The organism is Pseudomonas sp. NC02 (assembly GCF_002874965.1).
In the GTDB taxonomy this organism is placed as follows: domain Bacteria; phylum Pseudomonadota; class Gammaproteobacteria; order Pseudomonadales; family Pseudomonadaceae; genus Aquipseudomonas.
This window is the reverse complement of record NZ_CP025624.1, coordinates 410,940-430,039: the sequence shown is the minus strand read 5'-3', so window position 1 is coordinate 430,039 and position 19,100 is coordinate 410,940. Positions and strand designations below refer to the sequence as shown.

At 61.4% G+C, this 19,100-nt stretch carries 21 protein-coding genes and 1 pseudogene; 19 read left to right on the top strand and 3 right to left on the bottom strand.

Annotated features, from left to right (window positions below; translation table 11 throughout):
• From C0058_RS02010 to C0058_RS01975, 8 genes are all read left to right on the top strand, one after another.
• Positions 1–705 carry an SPOR domain-containing protein gene (locus C0058_RS02010; RefSeq protein WP_003209324.1) on the top strand — a complete coding sequence of 235 codons (705 nt, stop codon included), beginning with the start codon at positions 1–3 and terminating at the stop codon, positions 703–705.
• Positions 706–960: 255 nt separating this feature from the next.
• Positions 961–1,491 carry an ATP-dependent protease subunit HslV gene (gene hslV, locus C0058_RS02005; protein ID WP_003209323.1) on the top strand — a complete coding sequence of 177 codons (531 nt, stop codon included), beginning with the start codon at positions 961–963 and terminating at the stop codon, positions 1,489–1,491.
• Between the two features lie 38 nt (positions 1,492–1,529).
• A complete protein-coding gene (gene hslU, locus C0058_RS02000) occupies positions 1,530–2,867 on the top strand; it encodes an ATP-dependent protease ATPase subunit HslU (RefSeq protein ID WP_008439258.1) in 1,338 nt (445 codons plus the stop codon).
• Positions 2,868–3,029: 162 nt separating this feature from the next.
• Positions 3,030–3,407, top strand: a complete 378-nt coding sequence (locus tag C0058_RS01995) for a gamma-butyrobetaine hydroxylase-like domain-containing protein (protein WP_003209319.1) — start codon at positions 3,030–3,032, stop codon at positions 3,405–3,407.
• A gap of 249 nt (positions 3,408–3,656) precedes the next feature.
• Positions 3,657–5,336: a class II poly(R)-hydroxyalkanoic acid synthase gene (gene phaC, locus C0058_RS01990; protein ID WP_003209318.1), complete on the top strand. Its 1,680-nt coding sequence runs from the start codon at positions 3,657–3,659 to the stop codon at positions 5,334–5,336.
• A gap of 152 nt (positions 5,337–5,488) precedes the next feature.
• A complete protein-coding gene (gene phaZ / locus C0058_RS01985; protein WP_003209316.1) occupies positions 5,489–6,334 on the top strand; it encodes a poly(3-hydroxyalkanoate) depolymerase in 846 nt (281 codons plus the stop codon).
• Positions 6,335–6,435: 101 nt separating this feature from the next.
• On the top strand, positions 6,436–8,118 hold the full coding sequence (gene phaC / locus C0058_RS01980) for a class II poly(R)-hydroxyalkanoic acid synthase (protein ID WP_008439266.1): 1,683 nt from the start codon (positions 6,436–6,438) through the stop codon (positions 8,116–8,118).
• Positions 8,119–8,145: 27 nt separating this feature from the next.
• Positions 8,146–8,766, top strand: a complete 621-nt coding sequence (locus C0058_RS01975) for a TetR/AcrR family transcriptional regulator (RefSeq protein ID WP_003209312.1) — start codon at positions 8,146–8,148, stop codon at positions 8,764–8,766.
• Between the two features lie 171 nt (positions 8,767–8,937).
• Here C0058_RS01975 and C0058_RS01970 read toward each other — a convergent pair whose 3' ends face one another.
• The 3 genes from C0058_RS01970 to C0058_RS01960 form a co-directional block, all read right to left on the bottom strand.
• Complete coding sequence (locus C0058_RS01970; protein WP_102367937.1) at positions 8,938–9,948, bottom strand: phasin family protein; 1,011 nt, start codon at positions 9,946–9,948, stop codon at positions 8,938–8,940.
• Positions 9,949–9,960: 12 nt separating this feature from the next.
• Positions 9,961–10,383 (bottom strand): phasin family protein, encoded by a 423-nt coding sequence (locus C0058_RS01965; RefSeq protein ID WP_087692913.1) that lies wholly within the window; start codon positions 10,381–10,383, stop codon positions 9,961–9,963.
• Positions 10,384–10,488: 105 nt separating this feature from the next.
• Positions 10,489–10,764 carry a polyhydroxyalkanoic acid system family protein gene (locus C0058_RS01960; protein WP_008439272.1) on the bottom strand — a complete coding sequence of 92 codons (276 nt, stop codon included), beginning with the start codon at positions 10,762–10,764 and terminating at the stop codon, positions 10,489–10,491.
• Positions 10,765–10,907: 143 nt separating this feature from the next.
• Between C0058_RS01960 and ubiE the strand changes: the two genes are divergently transcribed.
• The 11 genes and pseudogenes from ubiE (at position 10,908) to C0058_RS33175 (ending at position 19,019) form a co-directional block, all read left to right on the top strand.
• On the top strand, positions 10,908–11,678 hold the full coding sequence (ubiE, locus tag C0058_RS01955; RefSeq protein ID WP_003209306.1) for a bifunctional demethylmenaquinone methyltransferase/2-methoxy-6-polyprenyl-1,4-benzoquinol methylase UbiE: 771 nt from the start codon (positions 10,908–10,910) through the stop codon (positions 11,676–11,678).
• Positions 11,678–12,301, top strand: coding sequence for an SCP2 domain-containing protein (locus C0058_RS01950; protein WP_003209304.1), 624 nt, complete (start codon positions 11,678–11,680; stop codon positions 12,299–12,301). Before ubiE ends, C0058_RS01950 begins: the two co-directional genes overlap by 1 nt.
• Positions 12,298–13,902, top strand: coding sequence for a ubiquinone biosynthesis regulatory protein kinase UbiB (ubiB, locus tag C0058_RS01945; RefSeq protein ID WP_003209302.1), 1,605 nt, complete (start codon positions 12,298–12,300; stop codon positions 13,900–13,902). Before C0058_RS01950 ends, ubiB begins: the two co-directional genes overlap by 4 nt.
• Before the next feature lie 41 nt (positions 13,903–13,943).
• Positions 13,944–14,336, top strand: a complete 393-nt coding sequence (hisI, locus tag C0058_RS01940) for a phosphoribosyl-AMP cyclohydrolase (RefSeq protein ID WP_003209300.1) — start codon at positions 13,944–13,946, stop codon at positions 14,334–14,336.
• A 2-nt stretch (positions 14,337–14,338) separates the two neighbouring features.
• A complete protein-coding gene (locus tag C0058_RS01935; RefSeq protein ID WP_008439273.1) occupies positions 14,339–14,671 on the top strand; it encodes a phosphoribosyl-ATP diphosphatase in 333 nt (110 codons plus the stop codon).
• 25 nt (positions 14,672–14,696) lie between these two features.
• On the top strand, positions 14,697–14,975 hold the full coding sequence (locus C0058_RS01930) for a twin-arginine translocase TatA/TatE family subunit (protein ID WP_003209298.1): 279 nt from the start codon (positions 14,697–14,699) through the stop codon (positions 14,973–14,975).
• A gap of 10 nt (positions 14,976–14,985) precedes the next feature.
• Entirely contained in the window at positions 14,986–15,432 is a 447-nt protein-coding gene (gene tatB / locus C0058_RS01925) for a Sec-independent protein translocase protein TatB (RefSeq protein ID WP_003209296.1), read from the top strand.
• Positions 15,429–16,220 (top strand): twin-arginine translocase subunit TatC, encoded by a 792-nt coding sequence (gene tatC, locus C0058_RS01920; RefSeq protein WP_026078063.1) that lies wholly within the window; start codon positions 15,429–15,431, stop codon positions 16,218–16,220. Before tatB ends, tatC begins: the two co-directional genes overlap by 4 nt.
• Complete coding sequence (locus tag C0058_RS01915) at positions 16,217–16,924, top strand: 16S rRNA (uracil(1498)-N(3))-methyltransferase (protein WP_003209293.1); 708 nt, start codon at positions 16,217–16,219, stop codon at positions 16,922–16,924. Before tatC ends, C0058_RS01915 begins: the two co-directional genes overlap by 4 nt.
• 178 nt (positions 16,925–17,102) lie before the next feature.
• Positions 17,103–18,161, top strand: a pseudogene (locus C0058_RS33180) (methyl-accepting chemotaxis protein); the annotation flags it as partial.
• Positions 18,147–19,019 (top strand): methyl-accepting chemotaxis protein, encoded by an 873-nt coding sequence (locus C0058_RS33175; RefSeq protein WP_371103578.1) that lies wholly within the window; start codon positions 18,147–18,149, stop codon positions 19,017–19,019. The pseudogene C0058_RS33180 and the gene C0058_RS33175, both read left to right, overlap by 15 nt.
• Positions 19,020–19,100 lie beyond the last annotated feature (81 nt).

Genomic DNA, 19,100 nt, shown 5'->3' with positions numbered 1-19,100 from the left:
TTGGCTGCCAAGAAAAAACCTGCACCCAAGCGCGGCGCCAGCCGCTACCAGGCACCGGCGAAGAAGCCTATTCCGGGCTGGTTGTGGATGGCCATCGGCCTGACGGTCGGCGCGTTTGTGGTGTTCCTGATGAAGCTCGACCCGGGCAAGGGCGATGACGTCAAACGGGTCAAGCAAGAACAGCAGAAGGCCACGAAAATGGCCGAGGCGAACAAGACACCGCCTAGCCCGACTGCGCCGGTGAAGCCGAAGTACGACTTCTACACGCTGCTGCCGGAATCGGAAGTGATCGTGCCGCCGGACGCCGTGCCGGAGAAAACCCTGCCGACGCCGCAGCCGGTGCCGACTACGCCGGTTACCCCGGCGGAAGCAGCGAAGATCGACACGGCCCGGGCCCAGGCTGCGCTGGCCGGGATTACCCCGCCGCCACCGCCGCCGGTCGCCACCACCAAGGCCGCGCCCGTGACCAAGTTCTTCCTGCAGGCGGGCTCGTTCCCGAAACAGGCGGATGCGGACCGGGTGCGCGCGCAGATTATTCTGTTGGGGCAGGCGGTGACGGTGGAGTCCGGGACGGTTAAGGATGCGACCTGGTATCGCGTGCTGGTAGGGCCGTTCAGCAACCGTGAACAGCTGACCGTGGCCCAGAAACAACTGGCCGGCGCCGGGTTTAGCAACCTGTTGTTACAACAACGCCAGAGCCGCTGATTCCGGACACACAGCAGTACCTATGTGGGAGCGGGCTTGCTCGCGAAGGCGCCAGACCAGTCAATATTTCCAGTGACTGATACACCGCATTCGCGAGCAAGCCCGCTCCCACATTTGATTTTCATCGGCCTCAGGACCGGGTCCGACACATAAACACCACTCGTCCGCCCTCCCGTCCTACAGTTGAAATCCCCCCGCCACCCCCATATGAGTTCCATCAGGGCATTTTCGCCCCGCAGCGTGGAGACTCTCCCCTTGACCACCATCGTTTCAGTTCGCCGCCACGGCAAAGTCGTCATGGGCGGCGACGGCCAGGTTTCACTTGGCAATACCGTGATGAAAGGCAACGCGAAAAAAGTCCGTCGCCTGTACCACGGCCAGGTCCTCGCCGGTTTTGCCGGCGCCACCGCTGACGCCTTTACCCTGTTCGAGCGCTTTGAAGGCCAACTTGAGAAGCACCAGGGCCATCTGGTCCGTGCCGCCGTCGAGCTCGCCAAAGAATGGCGCACCGACCGCTCCCTCAGCCGCCTGGAAGCCATGTTGGCCGTCGCCAACAAAGACGCCTCGCTGATCATCACCGGCAACGGCGACGTGGTTGAACCCGAAGAAGGCCTGATCGCCATGGGTTCCGGCGGCGGTTACGCCCAGGCCGCTGCCAGCGCCCTGCTGAAGAAAACCGACCTGTCGGCCCGGGAAATCGTCGAGACGGCCCTGGGTATCGCTGGCGACATCTGTGTCTTCACCAACCACAACCTGACCATTGAGGAGCAGGACCTCGCCGAATAAGCCGCAGGCTTATTCCCGCTTGAGGACCGCCAATTACTATGTCCATGACTCCCCGCGAAATCGTCCATGAACTCAATCGCCATATCATCGGCCAGGACGATGCCAAGCGCGCCGTTGCCATCGCCCTGCGTAACCGCTGGCGCCGGATGCAACTGCCCGAAGAATTGCGCGTTGAAGTAACCCCCAAGAACATCCTGATGATCGGCCCGACCGGTGTCGGTAAAACCGAGATCGCCCGGCGCCTGGCCAAGCTGGCCAATGCTCCGTTCATCAAGGTCGAAGCCACCAAGTTCACCGAAGTGGGCTATGTGGGCCGTGACGTCGAGTCGATCATTCGTGACCTGGCCGACGCTGCCCTGAAGCTGCTGCGCGAACAGGAAATGACCAAGGTCAGCCATCGCGCCGAAGACGCCGCCGAAGAACGCATCCTCGACGCCCTGCTGCCACCGGCACGCATGGGCTTCAACGAAGACGCCGCACCGAGCTCGGATTCCAACACCCGCCAGCTGTTCCGCAAGCGCCTGCGTGAAGGCCAGCTGGACGACAAGGAAATCGAGATCGAAGTCGCGGAAGTGTCCGGCGTCGACATCTCCGCACCGCCTGGCATGGAAGAAATGACCAGCCAGTTGCAGAACCTGTTCGCCAACATGGGCAAGGGCAAGAAGAAAAGCCGCAAGCTCAAGGTGAAGGAAGCGCTGAAACTGGTGCGCGACGAAGAGGCCGGGCGCCTGGTGAATGAGGAAGAACTCAAGGCCAAGGCCCTGGAAGCAGTCGAGCAGCACGGCATCGTGTTTATCGACGAGATCGACAAGGTGGCCAAGCGCGGTAATTCCGGCGGCGTCGATGTGTCCCGCGAAGGCGTGCAGCGCGACCTGCTGCCGCTGATCGAAGGTTGCACCGTCAACACCAAGCTGGGCATGGTCAAGACCGACCACATCCTGTTTATCGCGTCCGGTGCGTTCCACCTGAGCAAGCCAAGCGACCTGGTGCCGGAGCTGCAAGGCCGCCTGCCGATTCGCGTTGAACTGAAAGCGCTGACGCCGGGCGATTTCGAACGCATCCTCAGCGAGCCGCATGCGTCGCTGACCGAGCAATACCGCGAGCTGCTGAAAACCGAAGGCCTGGGGATTGAGTTCCTGCCGGACGGTATCAAGCGTCTGGCGGAGATTGCCTGGCAGGTCAACGAGAAGACCGAGAACATCGGTGCCCGTCGCTTGCACACCCTGCTTGAGCGCCTGCTGGAGGAAGTGTCCTTCAGTGCCGGCGACATGGCGGGCGCGCAGAATGGCGAAGCAATCAAGATCGACGCCGACTACGTCAACAGCCACCTGGGCGAATTGGCGCAGAACGAAGATCTGTCTCGTTATATCCTGTAAGCCTCACGCAGGAACCGCTCTGCTTTAATGTGGGAGCGGGCTTGCTCGCGAATGCGGTGGGTCAGTCACAATTGCATGAACTGACCCACCGCATTCGCGAGCAAGCCCGCTCCCACAGTTTAAAGCCGGTTCCTTCAGGATCATCTCTGAGCGGTTCCCCAAATGACCAAACTGCCTACCGCCATCAACCTGCACAAAGCCTCCAGGACCCTGGGCCTCACCTACGGTCCCGACGAGGTGTATCAACTGCCCGCCGAATTCCTTCGCGTGCACTCCCCCTCCGCCGAGGTCCAGGGCCACGGCAAACCGATCCTGCAATTCGGCAAGCTCAATGTCGGCTTGACCAAGATCGAACCCGCCGGCCAATACGCACTGAAATTGACCTTCGACGATGGCCATGACAGCGGATTGTTCACCTGGGACTACCTCTATCAACTTGCCGTGCGTCAGGACGCGCTGTGGGCTGACTATCTTGCCGAGCTGAAAGCCGCCGGAAAAACCCGCGACCCGAGCCAGTCGGTCGTGCGGCTGATGCTCTAGCCCAGGCCTCTTGCTCATTAGTGGGCATTTTCTAATTCCATCTGCTTGAATGCCCCTCTGTCGTGGCCAACGATTGGCCCGCTTGCGAAAAAAATTAAACTCGGGTAACCAATGGAACTGGCAAGTTCCCTGCATTTGACGATGCGGTATTAACGGTCACCCGAGCAGTAGTACCAGGCTGTGCTGTGTGGCAAGTAGTGGTACACAGCGGTACCCGGTACTCGTCTGTCGGACAATGGAGCGTCGTAGATGAGTAACAAGAACAACGATGACTTGAAACGCCAGGCCTCGGAAAACACCCTGGGGCTGAACCCGATCATCGCGTTACGGAAAAAGGATTTACTGGCATCCGCTCGGATGGTGCTGACCCAGGCCATCAAACAACCGTTGCACAGCGTCAAGCACGTCGCCCATTTCGGCGTCGAATTGAAGAACGTGGTGTTCGGCAAATCACAGCTGACACCCGAGGCCGACGACCGTCGTTTCAACGACCCGGCGTGGACCCAGAACCCGCTCTACAAACGTTACCTGCAAACCTACCTGGCGTGGCGCAAGGAGCTGCACGACTGGATCGGTGACAGCAACCTGTCGGAACACGACATCAGCCGCGGCCACTTCGTCATCAACCTGATGACCGAGGCCATGGCGCCCACCAACAGCGCAGCCAACCCGGCGGCGGTCAAACGCTTCTTTGAAACCGGCGGCAAGAGCCTGCTGGATGGCCTGTCCCACCTGGCCAAGGACATGGTGCACAACGGCGGCATGCCGAGCCAGGTCAACATGGGCGCCTTTGAAGTGGGCAAGAGCCTGGGCACCACCGAAGGCGCCGTGGTGTTTCGCAACGATGTGCTGGAGCTGATCCAATACCGGCCGATCACCGAGCAGGTGCACGAACGTCCGCTGCTGGTGGTGCCGCCGCAGATCAACAAGTTCTATGTATTCGACCTGAGCCCGGACAAGAGCCTGGCGCGCTTCTGCCTGCGCAATAACCAGCAGACGTTTATCGTCAGTTGGCGCAACCCGACCAAGGCCCAGCGCGAGTGGGGCCTGTCGACCTACATCGAGGCGCTGAAAGAAGCGGTCGATGTGGTGAGCGCGATCACCGGCAGCAAAGACATCAACATGCTCGGCGCCTGCTCCGGCGGCATCACCTGCACCGCCCTGCTGGGCCACTACGCGGCGCTGGGCGAGAAGAAGGTCAACGCCCTGACCCTGCTGGTGAGCGTGCTGGACACGACCCTGGACACCCAGGTGGCGTTGTTCGTCGACGAACAGACCCTGGAAGCAGCCAAGCGCCATTCCTACCAGGCCGGTGTGCTGGAAGGCCGCGACATGGCCAAGGTGTTTGCCTGGATGCGCCCCAATGACCTGATCTGGAACTACTGGGTCAACAACTACCTGCTAGGCAACGAGCCACCGGTGTTCGACATCCTGTTCTGGAACAACGACACCACCCGCTTGCCGGCCGCGTTCCATGGCGACCTGATCGAACTGTTCAAGAACAATCCCTTGGTGCGCGCCAATGCCCTGGAAGTGTGCGGCACGCCGATCGACCTGAAGCAGGTCACTGCCGATATTTATTCTTTGGCCGGCACCAACGACCACATCACACCGTGGCAGTCCTGCTACAAGTCGGCGCAGCTGTTTGGCGGCAAGGTGGAGTTTGTGCTGTCCAGCAGCGGGCATATCCAGAGCATTCTGAACCCGCCGGGCAATCCAAAATCGCGTTACCAGACCAGCGATACGATGCCGGGCAAGGCCCTGGACTGGCAGGAGAACGCCACCAAGCACACCGATTCGTGGTGGTTGCATTGGCAGGCGTGGCAGGCGGAGCGGTCGGGCAAGTTGAAGAAGGCGCCTGCGAACCTGGGCAACAAGACTTATGCAGCGGCGGAAGCGGCGCCGGGCACATACGTTCACGAAAGGTAGGCGGGAATGGGATCAAATGTGGGAGCTGGCTTGCCTGCGATGGCATCAACTCGGTGTGCCTGATACACCGTAGCGTCTGCATCGCAGGCAAGCCAGCTCCCACATTGACCGTGTTCCCGCAGGGAAATAGCGCCATTTTGCAGGGTAAGCCCATGCCGCAACCGTTCATCTTCCGTACCATCGACCTGGATGGCCAAGCCATCCGCACGGCGGTACGCCCGGGCAAGCCTCACTTGACGCCGCTGCTGATTTTCAACGGCATCGGCGCCAACCTTGAGCTGGTGTTTCCGTTCGTCCAGGCCCTGGACCCGGACCTGGAAGTGATTGCCTTTGATGTGCCAGGCGTCGGCGGCTCGTCGACCCCCAGCCGGCCTTATCGCTTTCCCGGCCTGGCCAAACTCACCGCGCGCATGCTCGATTACCTGGACTATGGCCAGGTCAACGCGGTGGGCGTTTCCTGGGGCGGCGCGCTGGCGCAGCAGTTCGCCTATGACTATCCGGAACGCTGCAAGAAGCTGATTCTGGCCGCCACCGCCGCCGGTGCCTTCATGGTGCCGGGCAAGCCGAAGGTCTTGTGGCTGATGGCCAGCCCCCGGCGTTATATCCAACCGTCCCACGTGGTGCGCATTGCACCGATGATCTACGGCGGCTCCTTCCGTCGGGATTCGAAACTGGCCGCCGAACACGCGAGCAAAGTGCGTTCGGCGGGCAAGCTGGGTTACTACTGGCAACTGTTCGCCGGGCTTGGCTGGACCAGCATCCACTGGCTGCACAAGATCAAGCAGCCGACCCTGGTGCTGGCCGGCGACGACGACCCACTGATCCCGCTGATCAACATGCGCATGCTGGCCTGGCGCATTCCCAACGCCCAACTGCACATCATCGACGACGGCCATCTGTTCCTGATTACCCGGGCCGAGGCCGTGGCGCCGATCATCATGAAGTTTCTCCAGGAAGAACGCCTGAGGGCGGTGATTCACCCGCAACCCGCACTTTAGCCGGCGGCGGTCAGGACGACCGCGCCGCGCAACTTGGCCAGAACCGACTATGGTTCTGAATTGGCGTGCTTGTTGATGGCTTGACGAAGGAGTGTTGGCGCATGCGAGAAAGACCCGTATCGAACCCGGTGCCCACACCCGCCGCGTTCATCAATATTGAAAGTGCGATCACCGGCCTGCGCGGCCGGGATTTGCTCTCGACCCTGCGCAGCGTCGCCGCACACGGCTTGCGCAACCCGGTGCACACCGCCCGTCACGCCTTGAAGTTGGGCGGGCAATTGGGCCGCGTGCTGCTCGGGGAAACGGTGCACGAGCCGAACCCGAAGGACAGCCGCTTCGCCGACCCGACCTGGCAGCTCAACCCGTTTTATCGGCGCAGCCTGCAAGCCTACCTGAGCTGGCAAAAACAGACTCGCCACTGGATCGACGACAGCAACCTCAGCGCCGACGACCAGGCGCGGGCGCACTTTGCCTTTGCCCTGCTCAACGATGCGGTGTCGCCATCCAACACCCTGCTCAACCCGCTGGCGATCAAGGAGCTGCTCAACTCCGGCGGCAACAGCGTGGTGCGTGGCGTCAGCAACCTGTTCGACGACCTGCTGCACAACAACGGCTTGCCGCGCCAGGTCACCAAGCAGGCCTTTGAAGTCGGCAAGACGGTGGCCACCACACCCGGTTCGGTGGTGTTTCGCAATGAACTGCTGGAGCTGATCCAGTACAAGCCCATGAGCGAAAAACAGTACGCCAAGCCGCTGCTGGTGGTGCCGCCGCAAATCAACAAGTACTACATTTTCGACCTGAGCCCGAACAACAGCTTCGTCCAGTTCGCCCTGAAAAATGGCCTGCAAGTGTTTATGGTCAGCTGGCGCAACCCGGATGTACGCCACCGCGAATGGGGCTTGTCCACCTACGTCGCGGCTTTGGAAGAAGCGCTGAACGTAACCCGCGCAATCACCGGCGCCCGTGAGGTCAACCTGATGGGCGCCTGCGCCGGTGGCCTGACCATCGCCGCGCTGCAAGGCCATCTGCAGGCCAAGCGCCAGCTGCGCCGCATCTCCAGCGCCAGCTACCTGGTGAGCCTGCTGGACAGCCAGATCGACAGCCCCGCCACCCTGTTCGCCGACGAACAGACGCTGGAAGCCGCCAAGCGCCGCTCTTACCAGCAAGGCGTACTCGACGGCCGGGACATGGCCAAGGTATTCGCCTGGATGCGTCCCAACGACCTGATCTGGAACTACTGGATCAACAATTACCTGCTGGGCAAGGAACCGCCGGCCTTCGACATCCTGTACTGGAACAACGACAACACCCGCCTGCCCGCCGCGCTGCATGGCGACTTGCTGGACTTCTTCAAGCACAACCCGCTGAGCCACCCCGGCGGCCTGGAGGTGTGCGGCACGCCTGTCGACTTGCAGAAGGTGACGGTGGACAGCTTCAGCGTGGGCGGCATCAACGACCACATCACGCCGTGGGACGCGGTGTACCGCTCCACCCAACTGCTGGGCGGCGACAAGCGCTTCATTCTGTCCAACAGCGGGCATGTCCAGAGCATCCTCAACCCGCCGGGCAACCCCAAGGCCAACTATGTCGAGAACCTCAAGCTGAGCAGCGACCCGCGCGCCTGGTACTACGACGCCAATCATGTCGAGGGCAGCTGGTGGCCCAACTGGCTGGCGTGGATCCAGCAGCGCTCCGGTGTGCAGCGCGAAACACTGACCGCCCTGGGCAACCAGAATTACCCACCGATGGAAGCGGCGCCGGGCACCTATGTGCGAGTCCGCTGAGCCCCACGACGACTTTAAGAAGACTGGATGAAGACCCGCGACCGTATCCTTGAATGTGCCTTGCAGTTGTTCAACCACAAGGGCGAGCCGAACGTGTCGACCATGGAGGTGGCCAATGAAATGGGGATCAGCCCCGGCAATCTCTATTACCACTTCCATGGCAAGGAACCGTTGGTGCTCGGGCTGTTCGAGCGCTTTCAAAACGAATTGGCGCCGTTGCTCGATCCGCCGGAAGACGCACAACTGGCGGCCGAGGATTACTGGCTGTTCCTGCACCTGATCGTGGAGCGCATGGCGCACTATCGGTTTCTGTTCCAGGACCTGTCGAACCTGGCGGGCCGCTTGCCGAAACTGGCCAAGGGCATCCGCAACCTGCTGACGGCGCTCAAGCGCACGCTGGCCTCGTTGCTGGCCCGCCTCAAGACGGATGGGCAACTGGTCAGTGAAACCCAGGCGCTGGGGCAGTTGGTGGAACAGATCACCATGACCTTGCTGTTTTCCCTGGACTACCAGCGGATTCTCGACCGAGAAGGTGAGGTGCGGGTGGTGGTGTACCAGATCATGATGCTGGTGGCCCCGCATCTGCTGATGCCGGCGAGGCTGGCGACAGAGAGGTTGGCGCTGCGCTACCTGGACGACGCGGACTAAAATGTGGGAGCGGGCTTGCTCGCGAAAGCGGAGTGTCAGTCAATACATGTGTGACTGATCCACCGCTTTCGCGAGCAAGCCCGCTCCCACATTGGATTTGTGTTGTTCTGTAGATTCCATAAAAAACGCCCGACCTTCGCAGGCCGGGCGTTTTTATGTGTCCCGTAAAAATCAGGACTGACTGGTAGGCGTCGGGCTTGCCGGCGTTGCAGTCGGGGTAGCAGCAGGCGTCGGTGGCGTGACCGAGTTGGTCGCCGGCGCTGCAGTTGCAGGCTTGGCCGCTACCGCTGGCTTCGGCGCTGCTGGCTTTTTGGCTACGGCCGGCTTCTTCGCCGCAGCCGGTTTTGCAGCTGGCTTGGCCGCTGCAGGTTTGGCAGCCGCAGGCTTGGCGGCGGGTTTGGCAGCAACCGGCTTGGCTGCAGGTTTCGCAGCGGCTGGCTTGGCAGCAGCAGGTTTGGCGGCAGCGGTTTTCGCCGCTGGCTTGGCTGCTGCTTTTGCTGCCGGCTTGGCTGCAGGTTTCGCCGCAGGTTTTGCAGCTGCTTTAGCGGCCACTGGTTTAGCGGCAGGCTTGGCGGCCGGTTTAGCCGCTGCGGTTTTCGCCGCAGGCTTGGCAGCCGGTTTTGCAGCAGCTTTGGCCGGCGCCTTGGCGGCGGGCTTGGCTGCCGGTTTGGCGGCGGCCTTGACCAGCGGTTTAGCGGCGGTTTTAGCAGCAGGCTTGGCCGCTGCAGTTTTCGCCGCAGGCTTGGCAGCCGGTTTAGCCGCTGCAGTTTTAGCCGCAACTGGCGCAGCTTTAAGGCCGGTGAGTTTTTCGATTTGCCTGGTCAAGGTATCGACCTTGCTGTGCAGCGCTTTCACTTCAGTACGGCTAGGTACGCCGAGTCGCGAAATGGCACTGTTCAGGCGCTTGTCAAAAGCCCCTTCCAGTTCGCCCCACTTGTCGCTGATACGTGATTTGGCAGAACCGGCGGAAGCCTTTGCCGCATCGACTTGTTTACCCACTGTGCTCTTGGTCAACTTCTCGGCCTTCTCGCCGTCCTTAACCAAAGTCTCGAAGTATTTACCGCCGTCACTGCTCACCTTCGAGTACACGCCTAAACCGGCCAGCCAGATCTTGCGGGAGTATTTTTCAACTTCCCCGATCCACGAGCTGCCTTCTTTATCAGTAGTCTTTTTACCAGCCATCCCGTTGTCTCCTTAGTGTTTACGCGCGACACGTTCGAGCAATGCCGTCAGCTCATCGAGCTTAGCAGAGAGTGTCTCCACGTCATGTTTAGACGGAATGCCGATCCGATTCAAGGCACTTCCAACACGACTATCAAAAGCGCTTTCAACTTTATCCAGTTGCACTTCGACTCGACCTTTGACGCCGAAGACTTCGCTCTTGACTTGATCAATCTGACTGTTGGCTGCATCAAGTTGTTCAATCACAACTTTTTTGCCTTTACTTTCAACATGTTGACCAGTCTTAACCAGCTCTTTGAAGTACTCGGCGCCCTCGCTTCCGACCTTGGCGTAAGCCCCCAAACCGGCCAGCCAGATCTTGCGGGCATAGGATTTAACGTCAGTCAGGGCGTTAGTTCCGGTAGCAATTTTTTTCTTCAAAATAACTTTGGCCATGGTGCACCTCACGCATAAAGGGGGGAAGAACTGCCCACAGAAGTTGGGGGCTTGGGCACAAAGTAGGCAGAAAAATTAGAATCGGCACCCTAAGAAGGTCGCAAATCAGGCCAGGGCTTTATCCAGTGCCTTCTCGATTTCGGACTTGATGGTGCCACTCATGGCCGACATCAACAGGCCCAGTTCGACTTCAATCCGCAGGGAATCTTCCGCCACTTTCACGGTGCCTTTAACGCCCGAACGTTTGAGGTTCAGTGTGTCGCCGGCCCAGGAAGACTCCAGGCCATATTGCTCCTTGAGTTTGCTCGCCAACTTGTCGGCTTTTTCTCGCGCAGCGTCTTTGCCCAGTGTGTGGGCACGTTCAACCTGTATACGGGCCATTTGAATGACTCCTCGTTATAGAGACTTGTCGACCCGCCATGCGGCAAAAGGTCTCGGTGACCACCTATCTTACCTTCAGCCTTGCCAAGACAAAGCATGCCTTGGGGATTAGAATGCCCCCATTCTCTTTTGGTGACAGCGATATGACTGATCAGCGCAAAGGCAGCGATGCCGAACCCACCACTCACTTCGGCTTCAAGAACGTCCCGGAAAGCCAGAAAGCGGAAAAAGTCGCCGAGGTGTTCCACTCGGTAGCCGCCAAGTACGACTTGATGAACGACGTGCTCTCCGGCGGCATGCACCGCCTGTGGAAGCGCTTCACCATTGAGTTGTCGGGTGTACGCACCGGCAACCGTGTGCTGGATATCGCAGGCGGCACGGGCGACCTGGCCGCCAAGTTCTCCAAGCTGGTGGGCCCCACCGGCCAAGTGGTACTGGCCGACATCAACGGCTCGATGCTCAAGGTCGGTCGTGATCGCCTGCTGGACAAAGGTGTGGCGGGCAATATCGAGTTCGTCCAGGCCGACGCTGAAAAGCTGCCGTTCCCGGACAACCACTTCGACTGCGTGACCATCGCCTTCGGCCTGCGTAACGTGACCCACAAGGAAGACGCACTGCGCTCGATGCTGCGCGTACTCAAGCCCGGCGGTCGCCTGCTGGTGCTGGAGTTCTCCAAGCCGACCAACGCACTGATGTCCAAGGTATACGACACCTACTCGTTCGCCTTCATGCCGTTGATGGGCAAGCTGATCACCAATGACGCCGAAAGCTACCGCTACCTGGCCGAATCGATCCGCATGCACCCGAACCAGGAAACCCTGAAGTCGATGATGGTAGAGGCCGGTTTCGACCGCGTGACCTACCACAACATGACCTCGGGCATCGTCGCCCTGCACCGCGGCATCAAGCCCTGATGCTGTTCGCAGGCCTTCTCGCCAGCGTCGAACACGGCCTCAACCGTGTACTGCGCCTGGACAGCACCGCCCTGGCACGGCTGGCGCACCTGAACGGCAGGATCATCGCCGTCGATTGCACCAGCCCCGCCTTGCAGCTGTTTATCCTGCCCAGCGATGAAGGCCTGTTGCTGGCGTCCCACTGGGCCGCCGACGCCGACTGCACCCTGCGCGCTTCCGGCTCAAGCCTGCTGCGCCTGGCCCTGAGCCGGGACAAGACGGCGATCCTCCACGGCCCGGACGTGGAACTTGAAGGCGACAGCGCGGTGCTGATGGACCTGGCCGCCGTGCTGCAAGACCTGGAACTGGACTGGGAATACGAGCTGTCACGTTGGCTCGGCCCGGTGGCCACCCAACTGATCAGCGGTCATCTGCGCAGCCGCACGCGCTGGTACCAGCAGGGTTTCGCCAGCCTGAACCAGAACCTCGCCGAATACCTGAGCGAAGAATCGCGCACCCTGGTCGGACAACGGGAAGCGGAAGCGCGCTTTCGCGAACTCGACCAGGCCAAACTCGACCTGGAACGACTTGAGGCGCGCTTCGAGCGCCTGAGCCGCTCCCTTGATTCAAGCGATAACGCATGAAGCTGCTCGCCGTCCGCCGTTTGTTTCGTATCCAGCGCGTCGTAATCCGCTACCGCCTCGATGACCTGCTGTTCGCCCTGCCGCTGCCGTGGTTTCTGCTGGCGGTGCGCTATGTGCTGCCGTGGCGCTGGTTCCCGCGCAAGACCCTCGAGCTGAGCCGTGGCGCGCGCCTGCGCCTGGCGTTGCAGGACCTGGGGCCGATCTTCATCAAGTTCGGGCAGATCCTCTCCACCCGCCGCGACCTGTTGCCCGAAGACATCGCCGACGAACTGATGCTGTTGCAGGACCGCGTGCCGCCGTTCGACTCGCAACTGGCAGTCACGCTGATTGAAGAGCAACTGGGCAAGAAGATCAGCGAAGTCTTCAGCCGCTTCGACATCGCGCCATTGGCCTCGGCCTCGGTGGCCCAGGTGCATGCCGCGCAACTGAAAAGCGGCGAAGAAGTGGTGGTGAAGGTGATCCGCCCGGGCCTCAAGCCGATCATCGGCCAGGACCTGGCGTGGCTGTTCATCCTCGCCCGCGCCGCCGAGCGCTTCTCTGCCGATGCGCGCCTGCTGCACCCGGTGGACGTGGTGCTGGACTACGAAAAAACCATCTACGACGAACTCGACCTGCTGCGCGAAGCGGCCAACGCCAGCCAGCTCAAGCGCAACTTCGAAGGCTCGCAGCTGCTGTACGTGCCGCAAGTCTATTGGGACTGGTGCCGCCCGAAAGTGCTGGTCATGGAGCGCATCTACGGCGTGCAGGTCACCGACCTCGCGACCCTGGCCGACCAGCGCACCGACATGAAGATGCTTGCCGAGCGCGGCGTGGAGATTTTTTTCACCCAGGTGTTCCGCGACAGCTTCTTCCACGCCGACATGCACCCCGGCAACATTTTCGTCAGCACCGTGAACCCGTGGAGCCCGCAGTACATTGCGATCGACTGCGGCATCGTCGGCAGCCTGACCCCGGAAGACCAGGATTACCTGGCGCGCAACCTGTTCGCTTTCTTCAAGCGTGACTACCGCCGCGTGGCGCAGTTGCACATCGATTCGGGCTGGGTGCCGGCCGAAACCAAGCTCAACGAATTCGAAGCGGCGATCCGCACTGTGTGCGAGCCGATCTTTGAAAAACCGTTAAAGGATATTTCCTTCGGTCAGGTGCTGATGCGTCTGTTCCAGACGGCGCGGCGCTTCAATATGGAAGTGCAGCCGCAGTTGGTACTGTTGCAAAAGACCCTGCTGAACATCGAAGGCCTGGGCCGCCAGCTGTACCCGGACCTCGACCTGTGGAACACCGCCCAACCGTTCCTCGAGCGCTGGATGCGGGACCGTATCAGCCCGAAAACCCTGCTGGGCAACCTGCAAAGCCAGGTCGAGCAACTGCCGCACCTGGCCAACATGACCCGCGACCTGCTGGAGCGCATGTCCCAGCCCCACGCCAAGGACCCGGCACCGCCGTGGCACAAGCGCAAGGACGACTGGTTCCTGCGCCTGCTGGGCGCCGCGCACCTGGTGGGCGGTACGATACTGGCCGCCGGCGGGCCGTTGAATGAACTGGGCCACTGGCCGGCCGGCATCATGGTCGCGGTGGGCGTGTATCTGATCGTGCGTCGATAGCCAATCCGGTTATACACTGTCGCAAATTGCCGGAGCCGAAAATGAAAGACTGGCTGGACGAGATCAAGTGGGACAGTGACGGCCTGGTGCCGGCCATTGCCCAGGACTACAAGACCGGGCGCGTGCTGATGATGGCCTGGATGAACCGCGAGGCCCTGAGCCTGACCGCCGCCGAGAACCGCGCCATCTACTGGTCACGTTCCCGTGGCAAACTGTGGCGCAAGGGCGAAGAGTCCGGGCACGTGCAAACCCTGCATGAGATGCGCATAGACTGCGATGCCGATGTGGTGATCCTCAAGGTCGAACAGATCGGCGATATCGCCTGTCACACCGGCCGTCACAGCTGCTTCTACCGCGTGTTCCAGAACGGCGAGTGGAAGACCGTCGAGCCCGTGCTCAAAGACCCGCACGCTATCTATTCGGCAGGACACTGAACATGAGCGATACCCTCAACCGTGTGGCCCAGGTGCTGGAAGACCGCAAAGGCGCGGACGCCGACAGCTCCTACGTCGCCAGCCTGTACCACAAGGGTCTGAACAAGATCCTGGAAAAACTCGGCGAAGAATCCGTCGAGACGATTATTGCGGCCAAGGACGCGCAAATCAGCGGCGACTGCAGCGACGTGATCTACGAAACTGCCGACTTGTGGTTCCACAGTCTGGTCATGCTCGCCCAACTGGGGCAGCATCCACAGGCAGTGCTTGATGAACTGGACCGTCGCTTCGGCTTGTCCGGGCATGCCGAAAAGGCCTCGCGCCCGTCCGTCTGACCAACTTTTACAGAGGAATTGCAGCATGGGCATTTTTGACTGGAAACACTGGATCGTCATTCTTGTGGTCGTTGTGCTGGTGTTCGGCACCAAGAAACTGAAAAACCTCGGCACCGACGTCGGTGAATCGATCAAGGGCTTTCGCAAGGCCATGAACGACGACGAAAAGCCTGCCGACCCGGCCGTCAATCCGGTGCCACCGGCGCAGCCTGTACACCCGCAGGCCACTCAGCCGATCACTGAACGTCGCACCTTCGACGTGCAGGCCGAGCACGTCAAAGAGCAGAACCAAAAAGACTCGTGAGTACTGAATAATGTTTGGTATCAGCTTCTCTGAACTGCTGCTCGTCGGCCTCGTGGCCCTGCTGGTACTGGGGCCGGAACGCCTGCCCGGCGCCGCGCGCACGGCCGGCCTGTGGATCGGGCGCCTGAAACGCAGTTTCAACGCGATCAAACAGGAAGTTGAACGGGAAATCGGCGCCGACGAGATTCGCCGGCAACTGCACAACGAACACATTCTGTCGTTGGAGCAGGAGGCACGGAAGATTCTCTCACCGGTGCAGGAAACGCCCAAGCCGGTCGAGCCTGTGGCCGAGCATTCGATTGCTCCGCCCGCCGCACCCGCGCCTGCACCGGTCGCTGAACCCGTGCACGCCGTCGAGCCTGCGCCCACTGCGCCCGTGACCCCGACCGAACCCGCGCCGACACCTGCCGTGTCGCCCGCGCCCCACGACCCTACATTGCCGCCGCGAGCCCCATGAGCGCTGATAAACCGGAAACCGACCAGCACATGCCACTGGTCTCGCACCTCACCGAGTTGCGCACCCGCCTGCTGCGCTGTGTCGCGGCGATCTTCATCATCTTTGCCGGGCTGTTTGCCTTCACCCAGCAGATCTACACCTTCGTCTCCACGCCGCTGCGCGACTACTTGCCGGCTGGCGCGACGATGATCGCCACCGACGTGTCGTCACCGTTCCTCACGCCGTTGAAGCTGACGATGATGGTTTCGCTGTTCCTGGCGATCCCGGTGATCCTGCATCAGATCTGGGGCTTTATCGCGCCGGGCCTGTACAAGCATGAAAAACGCATCGCCGTGCCGCTGCTGGTGTCGAGCATCCTGCTGTTCTATACCGGGATGGCTTTTGCCTACTTCCTGGTGTTCCCGCTGATCTTCAAGTTCTTCGCCGCCGCCACCCCGGCCGGTGTGGAAATGATGACCGACATCACCAGCTACCTCGACTTCGTGATGACGCTGTTCTTCGCCTTCGGCGTGGCCTTCGAAATCCCGGTGGCCGTGGTGCTGCTGGTATGGATCGGCGTGGTCGACGTCAAATACCTGAAGAAGATCCGCCCCTACGTGATCATCGGCTGCTTCGTGGTCGGCATGATCCTGACCCCGCCGGACATCTTCTCCCAGACCCTGCTGGCCGTACCCATGTGGATGCTGTTCGAGATTGGCATCCTGTTTGGCAGCCTGGTGAGCAAGCGTGGCGATCACCCCGATGACCAACCCGCCGACGACGACCAGCCGCCAGCGACCCAGCCGTGAACCTGCTGCTGCTTGAGGAGGCCGACTTTATCGCGGCCGACCGGGTGGTGCTGCGTGATCGGCGCCTGGTGCATATGCAGGAAGTCCACCGTGCCGCCGTAGGCGACAGCCTGCGGGTCGGACGCATCGGCGGCTTGATGGGCAACGCGCAGTTGCTGCGCCTGGAAGCCCGGGAAGCCGAGTTGGAAGTGACCTTCGACCAGCCGCCGCCGGCCAAACTGCCCCTGACCCTGCTGCTGGCCCTGCCCCGCCCGAAAATGCTTCGCCGGGTGCTACAAACCGTGGCGTCCATGGGCGTGCCGCGAGTGGTGCTGGTGAACAGCTATCGCGTGGAAAAGAGCTTCTGGCAGACGCCGTTCCTGGAGCCGGAAGCGATTCGCGAGCAATTGATCCTCGGCCTGGAACAGGCCCGGGACACGGTGCTGCCCGAGATCGTGATCGAAAAGCGCTTCAAGCCATTCGTCGAAGACCGCCTGCCCGCCATGGCGCAAGGCACCCTCGGCCTGATTGGTCACCCTGGCGACTATCCGCCCTGCCCTCGCGGGCTGGATGAGCCGGTCACCCTGGCGATCGGGCCGGAAGGCGGCTGGATTCCCTACGAGGTGGACCTGCTGGCCAAGGCCGGGTTGCAGCCGGTGCAACTCGGCGCGCGGATCCTGAGGGTCGAAACCGCCGTCACCGCATTGCTCGCCCGCCTTTTCTAACACCGCCCTCTCCTGTAGGAGCGAGCTTGCTCGCGAAAAACTCAAGGACACCGCGCTCACTCAGAATGCCCGCGTTATCGTTGACGACCTTCGCGAGCAAGCTCGCTCCTACAGAAACATCCGAATCTGCCGATACGCTCTGAATAAGTCCAAGCCTTGTTCCAGGGGAGTTCGCAGCATGTATCGTTGGTTAGCCGAGAAACTGGGGAATGTCAGCGTCAACCGCAAGCTGAGCATAGGCTTCGGCCTGGTATTGGTCTTGACCCTATTGATCACCTTCACCGGCTGGACCGGCCTCAGCGGCGTGATCAGCCGTGGCGACAAGCTGGGCTACATCTCCAGCCTCAACGGGCTGACCAAGGACCTGCGCCTGGCGCGCCTGGACTTCGAAATGCGCCGTGGCGAACAAGGCACCAGCGCGGTCAACGACCTGATCACCCAGCTGGACAGTGGCCTGAAAACCGCCGCAGACCTGATCGAGCAACCCGACGACAAGCTCGTGGTAGAGCAGCAACAGGATGCCTTGGGCCAATACAAAAAAGCCTTCGGCGCCATGGTGCAGGCCGGCCTCAAGCGTGAAGGCGCCCGCAGCAAGCTGGGCGATACCGCCGACAACGCCGTCGCGAAAATCAACGAAGTGGAAAAATCCCTGCTGCAAGGCGACAGCGTCACCCTGTTCAACAGCGTGGTCGACCTGAGCAAACTGATCCAGCAAGCGCGCTTCCAGGTGCGCGGCTACACCTACAGCGGCAAGGTCGAGGCCGAACAACCGGCGCTGGATGCCATCGACAACGCCCTGAAGAAAATCACCGACCTCAACGACCCGTTGCCCGAGCAATACCGGGCCAACCTGCAAGACGCCAGCGTTTCGCTGCAGGCCTACCGCGCCGCCGTGAGCCAGTACCGCGACTCTCAGGTGGCCAGTGCCGCCGCGATGAAAATCATGGGCGAGCAGGGCGATATCCTGCTCGACCGCAGTAACAAACTCACCACTTCGCAAACCGTGGTGCGTGATACCGATGCCGCCCACGCCAAGAACCTGCTGTTACTGGCCACCGCCCTCGCGCTGGCGTTTGGTGTACTCGCCGCCTGGGCCATTACCCGGCAGATCGTGATTCCATTGAACCAGACCCTCAAAGTCGCCGAGCGCGTGGCGTCCGGCGACCTGAGCCACAACCTGATCTCCCGGCGCCAGGATGAACTGGGGCAACTGCAACGGTCGATGCAAAGCATGACCGTGGGCCTGCGGGAGCTGATTGGCGGTATCAGCGACGGCGTCACCCAGATCGCCAGTGCCGCCGAGCAGCTATCGGCCGTTACCGAGCAGACCAGCGCCGGGGTCAACAGCCAGAAGGTCGAGACCGACCAGGTGGCCACCGCCATGAACGAAATGGCCGCTACCGTGCAGGAAGTCGCCCGTAACGCTGAAGAAGCCTCGGAAGCCGCCGTAGCCGCCGACCAGCAGGCCCGTGAAGGCGACAAGGTGGTCGGCGAGGCCATCGCCCAGATCGAGCGCCTGGCCAGCGAGGTGGGCAACTCCACCGAAGCCATGGGCCATCTCAAGCGTGAGAGCGACAAGATCGGCAGTGTGCTGGACGTCATCAAGTCGGTGGCCCAGCAAACCAACCTGCTGGCCCTTAACGCAGCGATTGAAGCGGCGCGCGCCGGTGAGGCCGGACGCGGTTTTGCGGTGGTTGCCGATGAAGTGCGCAGCCTGGCCCAGCGGACGCAGAAGTCCACCGAGGAAATCGAAGAGTTGATCGTCGGCCTGCAAAGCGGCACCCAGCAGGTGGCAACCATCATGGACAACAGTCGCGGCCTGACCGACAGCAGCGTCGAGCTGACCCGTCGGGCCGGCAATGCCCTGGAGAACATCACCCGTACCGTCTCGGCGATCCAGGCGATGAACCAGCAGATCGCCACCGCCGCCGAGCAGCAAAGCGCCGTAGCCGAAGAGATCAACCGCAGCGTGCTCAACGTGCGGGACGTTTCCGAACAAACCTCGGCGGCCAGCGAAGAAACCGCGGCTTCCAGTGCCGAGCTGGCGCGCCTGGGGGTTTACCTGCAAAGCCTGGTAGGTCGCTTCAAGGTCTGACCCGCTTGCGGCGGCCATCAGGGCCGTCGCTCCGACAATATGTGAAATTTCCTACGCGTTTTTCAGGTCGTGGATCACACA

Coding starts and splice junctions, on each gene's coding strand:
- phaC (WP_003209318.1), top strand. CDS start 3,657: ATGAGTAACAAGAACAACGATGACTTGAAACGCCAGGCCTCGGAAAAC.
- C0058_RS01995 (WP_003209319.1), top strand. CDS start 3,030: ATGACCAAACTGCCTACCGCCATCAACCTGCACAAAGCCTCCAGGACC.
- C0058_RS01930 (WP_003209298.1), top strand. CDS start 14,697: ATGGGCATTTTTGACTGGAAACACTGGATCGTCATTCTTGTGGTCGTT.
- C0058_RS01960 (WP_008439272.1), bottom strand. CDS start 10,764: ATGGCCCGTATACAGGTTGAACGTGCCCACACACTGGGCAAAGACGCT.
- hisI (WP_003209300.1), top strand. CDS start 13,944: ATGAAAGACTGGCTGGACGAGATCAAGTGGGACAGTGACGGCCTGGTG.
- tatB (WP_003209296.1), top strand. CDS start 14,986: ATGTTTGGTATCAGCTTCTCTGAACTGCTGCTCGTCGGCCTCGTGGCC.
- C0058_RS01970 (WP_102367937.1), bottom strand. CDS start 9,948: ATGGCTGGTAAAAAGACTACTGATAAAGAAGGCAGCTCGTGGATCGGG.
- phaC (WP_008439266.1), top strand. CDS start 6,436: ATGCGAGAAAGACCCGTATCGAACCCGGTGCCCACACCCGCCGCGTTC.
- C0058_RS33175 (WP_371103578.1), top strand. CDS start 18,147: ATGCAAAGCATGACCGTGGGCCTGCGGGAGCTGATTGGCGGTATCAGC.
- C0058_RS01935 (WP_008439273.1), top strand. CDS start 14,339: ATGAGCGATACCCTCAACCGTGTGGCCCAGGTGCTGGAAGACCGCAAA.
- tatC (WP_026078063.1), top strand. CDS start 15,429: ATGAGCGCTGATAAACCGGAAACCGACCAGCACATGCCACTGGTCTCG.
- phaZ (WP_003209316.1), top strand. CDS start 5,489: ATGCCGCAACCGTTCATCTTCCGTACCATCGACCTGGATGGCCAAGCC.
- C0058_RS01965 (WP_087692913.1), bottom strand. CDS start 10,383: ATGGCCAAAGTTATTTTGAAGAAAAAAATTGCTACCGGAACTAACGCC.
- C0058_RS01950 (WP_003209304.1), top strand. CDS start 11,678: ATGCTGTTCGCAGGCCTTCTCGCCAGCGTCGAACACGGCCTCAACCGT.
- hslU (WP_008439258.1), top strand. CDS start 1,530: ATGTCCATGACTCCCCGCGAAATCGTCCATGAACTCAATCGCCATATC.
- C0058_RS01975 (WP_003209312.1), top strand. CDS start 8,146: ATGAAGACCCGCGACCGTATCCTTGAATGTGCCTTGCAGTTGTTCAAC.
- ubiE (WP_003209306.1), top strand. CDS start 10,908: ATGACTGATCAGCGCAAAGGCAGCGATGCCGAACCCACCACTCACTTC.
- ubiB (WP_003209302.1), top strand. CDS start 12,298: ATGAAGCTGCTCGCCGTCCGCCGTTTGTTTCGTATCCAGCGCGTCGTA.